8 protein-coding genes and 1 pseudogene are annotated in these 8,931 nt (G+C 53.7%); 1 reads left to right on the forward strand and 8 read right to left on the reverse strand.

The features are described from left to right. Positions 1–569 (reverse strand): annotated as a pseudogene (locus VE954_RS06450) (serine protease); the annotation flags it as partial. Between the two features lie 250 nt (positions 570–819). Here VE954_RS06450 and VE954_RS06455 point away from each other — a divergent pair. Then, positions 820–3,672, forward strand: a complete 2,853-nt coding sequence (locus VE954_RS06455; RefSeq protein ID WP_324950852.1) for a 7TM diverse intracellular signaling domain-containing protein — start codon at positions 820–822, stop codon at positions 3,670–3,672. On the opposite strand, the gene VE954_RS06460 is transcribed toward VE954_RS06455, so the two are convergent. From VE954_RS06460 to VE954_RS06490, 7 genes are all read right to left on the reverse strand, one after another. Next, positions 3,657–4,388 (reverse strand): DUF1028 domain-containing protein, encoded by a 732-nt coding sequence (locus VE954_RS06460; protein WP_324950854.1) that lies wholly within the window; start codon positions 4,386–4,388, stop codon positions 3,657–3,659. The two genes, VE954_RS06455 and VE954_RS06460, sit on opposite strands and share 16 nt — an antisense overlap. 97 nt (positions 4,389–4,485) lie before the next feature. Further along, on the reverse strand, positions 4,486–5,205 hold the full coding sequence (locus VE954_RS06465; protein ID WP_324950856.1) for a hypothetical protein: 720 nt from the start codon (positions 5,203–5,205) through the stop codon (positions 4,486–4,488). Positions 5,206–5,458: 253 nt separating this feature from the next. After that, positions 5,459–6,052 (reverse strand): pyridoxamine 5'-phosphate oxidase, encoded by a 594-nt coding sequence (gene pdxH / locus VE954_RS06470; RefSeq protein ID WP_324950858.1) that lies wholly within the window; start codon positions 6,050–6,052, stop codon positions 5,459–5,461. A 64-nt stretch (positions 6,053–6,116) separates the two neighbouring features. Further along, positions 6,117–6,584, reverse strand: a complete 468-nt coding sequence (locus tag VE954_RS06475) for an adenylate/guanylate cyclase domain-containing protein (protein ID WP_324950860.1) — start codon at positions 6,582–6,584, stop codon at positions 6,117–6,119. A 17-nt stretch (positions 6,585–6,601) separates the two neighbouring features. After that, a complete protein-coding gene (locus VE954_RS06480; RefSeq protein WP_324950862.1) occupies positions 6,602–7,012 on the reverse strand; it encodes a response regulator in 411 nt (136 codons plus the stop codon). A gap of 8 nt (positions 7,013–7,020) precedes the next feature. Then, positions 7,021–7,989: a response regulator gene (locus VE954_RS06485; protein WP_324950864.1), complete on the reverse strand. Its 969-nt coding sequence runs from the start codon at positions 7,987–7,989 to the stop codon at positions 7,021–7,023. Then, a complete protein-coding gene (locus VE954_RS06490; protein WP_324950866.1) occupies positions 7,944–8,762 on the reverse strand; it encodes a HAMP domain-containing sensor histidine kinase in 819 nt (272 codons plus the stop codon). Before VE954_RS06490 ends, VE954_RS06485 begins: the two co-directional genes overlap by 46 nt. Positions 8,763–8,931 lie beyond the last annotated feature (169 nt).

Raw genomic sequence — 8,931 nt, forward strand, 5'->3', positions numbered from 1 at the left:
TCAAAACTCCACTTGCCTTCCTTCAACGTATTCGCAATGGCTGCCACGGCACAGGAATAACCGCGTTTCCAATATCCCGACAGAATCTCGATATCATGCCCGACGTCGGGAGACTTTCGACTGAGTGTGAGCGCTTCGACTTTGTATTTGGTGCGAACATCGAGATAAGTTTCCCGCACCTGATAAAGACTCATGTCCGTTTTGGTCATGGTTGCATACAGAATTTTTTCCGCACGCACGGTTCCCAGTTTGTTCGCCTGGGCTCCCAGCACATCGAAACTCCGACTGTTGCTCTGATTCACCACCACCCGACCTGGATCGATCATGCCCGTGCAGTGCCCGTTGCTCAGGACCAGTGCTTTATCAGTGTCCTGACTATCATCAAAGCGAACCAGACTGCCGGAACAATTCGATAAGGCCACGATGCCTTCGAAATCATAATCAGCAGTAAAATTTTGTGAAAACTCTGGAGATTGGGGTATCGGCAGACCAAATTTCGGCATGGTCTCCGCTTGTGTCACGCCCGTGGATAACAGCAAATAGGGAATCGATAGCAGTAAGCTTTTCATGGCATCCTCTCAATAAATTCACGGCTGTTGCAGTTTCATGGCTAAACATTCACCGGTTGGAATGCAATACAGCTTATTTGAAATATAGCCGGCTTTGGTGGGACAACGTTCGCGCTGAGCCCGAAAATTTGAGGGTTTTTACGAGCCCGATCCTCTCAGATGGCACGCGTTTTTTTGCTTATTTTCCTGAAATTCCGCTCAATCATTTTTCCATCCGACCGAAGCTTTCTTATTGCAGAAGGAAACCGTCATGAACCCATCCAAGTTCTATATTTTCCTCATCCTGCTCCTGTGGTCGCCAGGGGTTCGTGCTGGGGCTGACGCTCAGAACGGAGTTCTTGACCTTCGGGGCCAGCGCCTGGATGCACCGATCGATCTGAAAGGATCCTGGGCTTTCTACTGGGAAAGTTTTGTGACCCCGAACCAGCTTTCTGCGTATGAAGCCAAGCGAACCCTGATCCCAGTGCCCAGCCTGTGGACCCAGACTAAGGAAAAATACCCAACGTTTGGCTATGGCACCTACCATCTAAGGGTGCTGATGGATAAGCCGGTACCTATCGCCCTCTATTTTCCAGCTTCGATCTGGTCGTCCTCCCGTATCTTCGTCGATGGGCAGGAGGTGGCTCGCTATGGAAAACTCGGGACCTCGCCCGAAACTTCGGTGGGCGGACAGGGCTCCAAGCTCCATCCCTTGACGCCGTCGCAGAACACGTTTGATATCGTGATCCAGGTCGCCAACTACGAAATCTTTCTAGCCGGTATGAATAAAGCTCCTGTGATCGGCACGCTGGAGGCGCTGAATCTGATGCGCTTTCAAAAGGTCTGCCTGGATGTGTTTATTATCGGGGCGCTCTTTATCATGGGCATCTATCACCTTTGTCTTTTTTCCTTGCGCCGTTCGGATCCGTCGACCCTCTTTTTTGGGCTGCTGTGTCTGGGTGTCGGCAGCTATTTGTCGGTCACACGTGATGGGCTGCTGATGACGGTCATGCCCAATGTCAGCTTCAATATGCGGCTGCGGCTCTACAACATCACCTGGATGGCTGGGGCCCCGATGTTCGCCTGGTTCACGCACTGCATCTTTCCCAGGAGTTATACGCGCTGGGTGCCGATTATCATGTCGGTCGCAGCCATTTTTTTCGTAGGGCTGGCGTCCCTGACCCACCCACGGTTCTTCGTCGGCTATACTCTGATCTTTCAGATCCTCACAACCCTGATGACCTTTTATACGGTTGGCGCGATTCTCTACGCCTGGATCAAGAAAGTGGAGGGTGCCGGTGTTTTTCTGATCGGCATCATGTTTATGATGGTCTCGGCCCTCGCGGATATGGCCAGTGTTCAGGGTTACATTAACCTTCCGGCCATGGGTGGCTTTGGGCTTTTCGCCTTCATCTTCTTTCAATCCTACATGATCGCGCGCAAGTTCTCCTTTGCTTTCAAACGCGTGAAGATTTCAGAACGCGCCATCCACAAACTTTCGGATGAATTGAAACGCGAGCATGACAAGGTTAAGTCACTCAACACCAACCTCGAAAGACTGGTGGAAGAGAAAACGCGCGATATACGTTCGATCATGGCGCACATCCCCCTCGGTATCTTCATGATTAAGCCTGATTTCAAGATCCACAAGGATCATTCCCGGCATCTGCAGGATATATTTCTGGTTCCACCGGAGCAGCTCGATCAGGCCACGGCCACCGACCTTCTGTTTCAGCACAGCACGCTGACGTCGGACGCCCGCAGTCAGGCGCTGAGTACTCTTGACTCCACATTGGGTGAAAACGCGCTGAATTTCGAAGTGAACGCGCATACCCTGCCGACCGAAATCCATCAGGTCGTCCATGACCGTGCACGGGTTTTTGATGTCACCTGGAATGTGATCGAAGACGCGGAACAAAACGTGGATAAGGTTCTGGTGACCATGCGTGATGTCACGGAATTGCGTAAACTCCAGGAGCGCAGCAAGGACCAGCAGGAGGAGCTGGAATTCCTCGGCGAGATTCTCAATATTTCCTCGGAGCGTTTTCTGCGCTTCATTCAGTCGTGCCAGACCTTCATTCAGGAAAACAACCGCCTCATCCATTCCCAAGGCATGCGGGCCCAGAACCTGGAAGTCCTGAAGGTGCTCTTCATTAACATGCACACGATCAAAGGCGCAGCGCGGTCGCTCTACTTTAAGAGGATGACTCAGGTCTTCCATGACGTGGAGCAGTATTATGCCACGCTGCAAAAAGATAAGAACGTGGTCTGGGACCTTGTTCGCATGGAAAGAGATTTGAAGGAAGCGGAGCAGATTGTCGGCCTCTATGAGCAAATCGCACGGGAAAAACTGGGGCGTACCAACACCCAGTCACGGCAGGTGGAATTTCACCTGGATCTGGTGCAAAGCTTTTACCAAGACATCCGTGAGACCACGCGTGGCAAGCAGTTGCCGGCGGATGTTGTGGATATGCTCGATCGCATGAAATTCACTCTGCACGCGAAACTCTTCAAAAGTGTGGACGTTGTGCTGGGTGATCTGGTGGAATGCCTGCCTGTCCTGGCCAAAGATCTTCACAAGGAATGTCCGGCCGTGCATGTGGACCATGAAGGCGTTCTGGTCGGTGAAAAGGCTGAGGAAGTTTTCCGGCGGGTGTTTGTTCATCTCCTGCGCAATAGCATGGACCATGGGTTGGAAACCGCTGAGGAACGGATAAAACACGGCAAGACGCCTGAGGGGCAGATCTGCATTCAGCTGGTCCAGCAGACCAATCGCATGCATCTCATTTATCATGACGATGGACGCGGCCTGCATGTGACTCGTATTCGGGATATTGGGCTTGCACGCGGCCTGATCAGCCCCGATGGACAGCATACACCGGCGGCTCTGGCGGAACTTATTTTTGATTCCGGTTTGTCGACGGCCAACCAGGTGTCGGATATCTCGGGGCGCGGTGTGGGCATGGATGCGGTTCGCAGCTTCCTGCGCGAAGCTGCAGGTGGGATTACCCTGAAACTGGGTGACGAGCTCCAGCCTGGCTACTTCGCCTTCCAGTTTTTAATCGATCTGCCACTGGACCTGTTTGAATTCAGCACGCACATGCAGAATCAACGCGTAGCCTGATAACAGCCAGCTGTGCGACGGAACGCATCAAAGCGGTTTCGCAGTTCTCCCAGAGGATTGCGTGATCCTTTCACATCCAACCGTACAAAAATAGTGCCGTCCGGATTATCGACCTGAATGAAAGCGGCATCGGCTGGGGTCGCAGGACGACAACGTCTGTCGCCTTCACCATTCAGTGCACCGGCTTCCAAAGCGGCCATGAGATGGCTCGCAAGATCACATCCCTCAGCGTTGAATCCACGACGCGCCTGGGTTAAAACGCGGCTGCTGGTAAGAATGTTGCCTTGAATGGAATACGTATACGTTCCCACTTCACCCTGAATATCGTTGGCATAGAAACCGTTCCTGCTTCCCGTATGTCCCGCACTGGTTCCACTTAGGGTCACGACACCGTATTGCCTCGTGGAAGCTGACGCATCGAAGTTAGCCGCGCTGATAGCCTGAATGACAACATCAGCATCATAACCTTGTTCGAGAAGTTGAGCTCCGTACTGACGTCCGGAGATATTGGTGTAGGCTTGAGCATGAATCGCTCCAACGCCTGGAACACCTTGATAAACACGACTGACAGAAGCACCGGCGACGCAACTCGTGACCGCGCCTCCGACCTGACCTGTCTGCCGGTCGACGGCTACGATGGAATATGTAGCCCATGCAGGGGCTGTCATAACAAGGCTTACCAGACAAACGATCGATCGAAACATATCAGTGCGCATGGTGTGGCTCCTATTCGTTTGGCTTCTGCTAACAAAGCTGAAACGCTTCGTCAAACCAAATTCTATGGAGACACCAGGCGACTTCAATGATGAGCGCTTAGGAGGGAGCGGATGGACTCTGGTGGACATGCGTCTCGGCCTTGTCACCCGTCAGGGGGCGAAGGCGAGCGAATCCTGCATGCTGATGGCGGCTGCCGGGAAGCAGTCGCTCTTTGAAATAGTCATACACCAAATGCAGAAGGGCGCCGCCGATGAAGGCTTCAAAAATTCCATAATAGCTGGGCAGCGCGGCAAACAGCGCGTGGCTCAGCATAAAGCCAATGACCGTGCCCAAAGCCACGTTGATCAGGACAGCCATGGCCATGCGGCGACCATAACGTTCGTCGAAATATTTCCACAGGAACACTTCAAACAGCATGCGATGCAAAAGAACGCTCATACTGAGTTCCTGCGTATGATGGTGCTCCGCAGCGATTGCGGGCAGTTCGGAACTCACCAGCGCGGCCCCGTCGACCATAGCGTGGATGAACAGAAAAGTCTGGACGAGTCCCAGAAAGACCCAGGACTTTTTTTCCGGATGAGAGAAAAAATAATCGTCACCGACCCCAAGAATGATAACGCCTGCCAATGCAGCAACGATGGCGCCCCAGCCATAGACGGCCAGACTCTCCACAATAATATGAGTGAAAATCGTATAGGCGATGCCAAGGACCAGAATGAACGCGAGAATACGGGAGGCTTTACGATAGCGCTGCACGGCCTGCACGATCATCGGCGTGCAGGCAAGCAGGAAAAGGCTGGCTAAAAGATAATTCATAAAGCCTTTCGATAACTTGGAACCGTCGCAGCGGACCTCGCGCGTTCCGAGCTCCGAATACCTATCGGCATAAATACTAAAATTTACAATAAGAGGGCAGTCAAATCTCGGCCCTAGGGAGGCATGGAATTAAAATATCCTGAGATTTTAGTCAAGTGGAAAGCCAATTAGGCGGGCAAAAGTTTGCGCGGGCCGCCGCTATTCGCAAGAACTTGCAACAGGGGGCGGCACTAAGTGGGCGAAAATCCTTACCTTAGGGATACAAAAGCTGGGTCTGCCAGGGATCCTTGGGACTGGTCCGCGTATACACCAGCCGATCATGCAGGCGAAAGGGCCGATCCGTCCAAAATTCAATGCTGCTGGCGACGATGCGAAATCCTGACCAATGGGGAGGTCTTGGGATGGTCTGACCTTCGTATTGTTTCGTGATCATCTCCAGACGACCCTCGAATTCCGCGCGCTCTTTCATAGGCTGCGACTGCAGTGAGGCCCAGGCTCCCAGTTGGCTTTCCCGGGGGCGACTGGCGAAGTACGCATCCGCTTCGGCATCTGTCACCCGCTCCACGCGACCGGTCACCCGCACCTGACGTTTGAGCGGCTCCCAATAAAAACAAGCGCAGGCCTGTGGATTCTCCTGCAGGGCACGCGCCTTGGCACTTGTCAGGTTGGTATAAAAAACCAGGCCTTCATGATCAAATTGCTTCATCAGCACCATGCGCACCGCCGGCATCAGATCCCGTGACGCCGTGGCGAGAGCCATCGCAGTGGGATCACGCAACGTTGAGGCCTTCGCTTCAGCAAACCAGGTAGCAAATAGGGTGATGGGGTCCTGATGATTGGCAGCCATAAACATCTCCAGTTGACAGGGATCGTCATGCGGACTGGAGTATATAACACGCCTGGGTCGAGGGCTAGGCGACTTGCCCGAAGGCGGATTTTTTCACACGGAAGAGCGGCAATTCCAGATCAAGGCCTTTGACTTTGAAGGCACCGAGGGGCTCCCATGCCTCAGCCGGCAGCCAGGCGATCACCGCCTCGGTCATCACAATATCATCAGCCTCAGCCATGTTTTCCACCCGCGATGCGATGTTAACGGTGTGACCCACCACGGTGTAATCCGATCGTTGGGGTCCTCCAAAACTGCCGACAATCGCCGGACCGCAGTGCATGCCGATGCGCATACGAAAGCTATAATTTTCTTCCGTCTGCCAGGCCTCGTTCATGTTGGCAAGAGCACTCTGCATGGCCTTGGCGCAGTGATGAGCCCGATCCACCTGATCCGGAATGCTCATAGGTGTCGGCGCTCCCAAGATGACCATGATGCCATCGCCGATAAACTTATCGACGGTACCGCCATGCTCAAAGATGATGGAACTCATCCGTACGAAAAAAGTATTCAGAATGCGGGCAATGGATTGTGGGGATAAGAGATCGGCGCCTGCGTGAAGTTACAGAGGTCGGCAAACATCACGGTGACATCCATCTGCTTCGCCTGGTCGTCCAGCGTCGAACGGCCTTCCACTATATCCGCCACCAGCTGCGGGGGCAGAAATCGCTGCAGTACATTTTGAGCGATGTAACGATTGAGCTCCTCAATTCGGCGCTCGCGTTTTTTAAGATCGAGCAGGTTGTCCACTGTTGAAATCAGTTCGAGATCATCAAAGGGCTTATTGATATACGCATTGGCACCGAGGCGGGTGGCGTGGGCCCGGCTCTGATCATCGCTTTTCGCGGTCAGCAGAATGGTTGGGATCGAGGAAAATTCCTCGTGCTGATGCAGGGTCTGGATGAATTCAGGACCGGTCATGCCCGGCATCATCCAATCCTGATGATCAAATCGAAACGCTGTTCGCGCCTGAAGATGAGCTCGAGAGCCTTGGGGCCACTGTCCACCAGGACGGCATGATAGCCAGCTGAGGCGAGGGTGTTACCAACGAGCCGGCGCATATCGGCGACATCATCGATCACAAGGAGATGGGCGCTCTCTGCCCCTTCAGCCCTGGGGGTCATGACATGGGGTTCCAAGCGCGGCTGTTCGCCGTCGATCTCAGCGAAATGCCAGTCTCGAGGCACAAAGACTTTTTGCTCCGCGAAGCGTACATCAGGAATGGGACTGCGCTGCATGAAGCCCTGGAGCGCTTTAATTTCATCGTAAATATTGCAGGGCTTATAGATCACGTAGTGAACGTGGGCCTCATTGATGCCTTCTTCCAGCACATCGGCCGACGCCTGACCGGTGATCATGATCCGAAAGGTTTCAGGATAATGTTCAGCGGCATACTTCAAGAGGTCCGTGCCTTTTTCATCCCTCAGGACCACATCCGACAGCAGCACCTTCACCCGATGATTTTGGAGAATTTCCAGGGCATCCTGTCTATTGGCCACGATGCGATAACGGGTCCGAGAGGAAAGCAGGTCCAAAGCCAGACGGAAAAAATCCGATTCGTCCCCATCGTCTTCGACATAGAGAAGATCCAGAACGGGATCGTGATGATGACGCATTTCACGGGCGCCTTCCGACCAGGCCCTCAGAATCGCCTCGTCCAAGGGTTTATGATACATGGCCTTGATCAAGCTGGCATCGAGCAAGGGTGAACGATGGGCGGGCATCATCAGCTGCGAGGAAACCAGGGCCAGCCAGCAATCCCCTTGACAGCTCTGCGCATGATGAAAAAGGGTGTATGCGGCATCGTCGTCGAATTCGGCGCTGCAGATCAAGGCGCGCACCGCGGATTCGGTCAGCAACTCATGCGCTTCGGCTGGCGTGGCGACAGCACGAACCATGCGCAGCAACCCGTGGGATTGAAAAAACGTTTCGACCAGCTGCCGGCTTGCGCCATCGGCAAGTCGATCCCTTGGGCATGGGCTTGCAATCCTGGGAACTCGGCCCAAAAGCTGGCCCCCTGCCCGACTTCGCTGAAGACGCCCACGCGGCCATTCATTTTGCTCGTCAGCTCTTTCACCAGCGCCAGTCCCAGACCGGTGCCTTCCTTGCCTTCCTGATGCTGGCCCTCAATCTGGGAAAAGAGTCGGAAAAGGCGGCTCTGGTCCGCCTTGGGTATGCCGCAGCCACTGTCGGCCACCGTGATGCGCACATGCTGATTCACCTGGCTCAAGGTCACGGTGATGTGACCGCCCTGGGGTGTAAATTTCAAAGCGTTGGACAGGAAGTTGAAAAGAATTTTCTCGAGCGAATCGATGTGACCCAGGATCTCGATCGGACCATGGACGGAGCCAGCCCAATCGAGGCGGAGATCGATGGCTTTTTGCCGACAGATTTCACTGAAATATTGCCCCGACTGCTCGACAAAATGCCGAACATCAATGCTCTGCAGATGCAGGTGACCGTGCGCCATGGTGAGTTTTTGAAAATCCAGCAGTTGATTGACGAGGCGATAGAGTCTTTGCCCGTGACGAAAAGCCTGATCCAAATTCTCAACCACGTGCTCGTTCTGTTTAGCGGCTTTGAGACCGCCCAGAATAAGCGTCAGGGGTGTGCGGAGTTCATGCGAGATATTGCTGAAAAAACGCGTCTTCTGCTCATCCAGCTGCTGCAGCTCCTGATGGAGCGCTAATCAGCTGGGTAAAGCGCGGGCATTGAAAATCAGATTGAAAAGACCGGAATCCTTTTTATATCGAGGGGGCCTGGGCTTAAAGTGGAGATCGGGCTTTTTTAACAGGGCGAAGTAGGAGGCGTAGTCTTCACCCAGCTTACCCAGCGTCTCC

Source organism: Oligoflexus sp. (genome assembly GCF_035638955.1).
Lineage (GTDB): Bacteria > Bdellovibrionota_B > Oligoflexia > Oligoflexales > Oligoflexaceae > Oligoflexus.

What these genes read in the sequence shown, in the direction of transcription:
- VE954_RS06455 (WP_324950852.1), top strand. Translation starts at nt 820, where the DNA reads ATGAACCCATCCAAGTTCTATATTTTCCTCATCCTGCTCCTGTGGTCG.
- VE954_RS06465 (WP_324950856.1), bottom strand. Translation starts at nt 5,205, where the DNA reads ATGAATTATCTTTTAGCCAGCCTTTTCCTGCTTGCCTGCACGCCGATG.
- VE954_RS06475 (WP_324950860.1), bottom strand. Translation starts at nt 6,584, where the DNA reads ATGAGTTCCATCATCTTTGAGCATGGCGGTACCGTCGATAAGTTTATC.
- VE954_RS06460 (WP_324950854.1), bottom strand. Translation starts at nt 4,388, where the DNA reads ATGCGCACTGATATGTTTCGATCGATCGTTTGTCTGGTAAGCCTTGTT.
- VE954_RS06485 (WP_324950864.1), bottom strand. Translation starts at nt 7,989, where the DNA reads ATGGTTCGTGCTGTCGCCACGCCAGCCGAAGCGCATGAGTTGCTGACC.
- pdxH (WP_324950858.1), bottom strand. Translation starts at nt 6,052, where the DNA reads ATGGCTGCCAATCATCAGGACCCCATCACCCTATTTGCTACCTGGTTT.
- VE954_RS06480 (WP_324950862.1), bottom strand. Translation starts at nt 7,012, where the DNA reads ATGACCGGTCCTGAATTCATCCAGACCCTGCATCAGCACGAGGAATTT.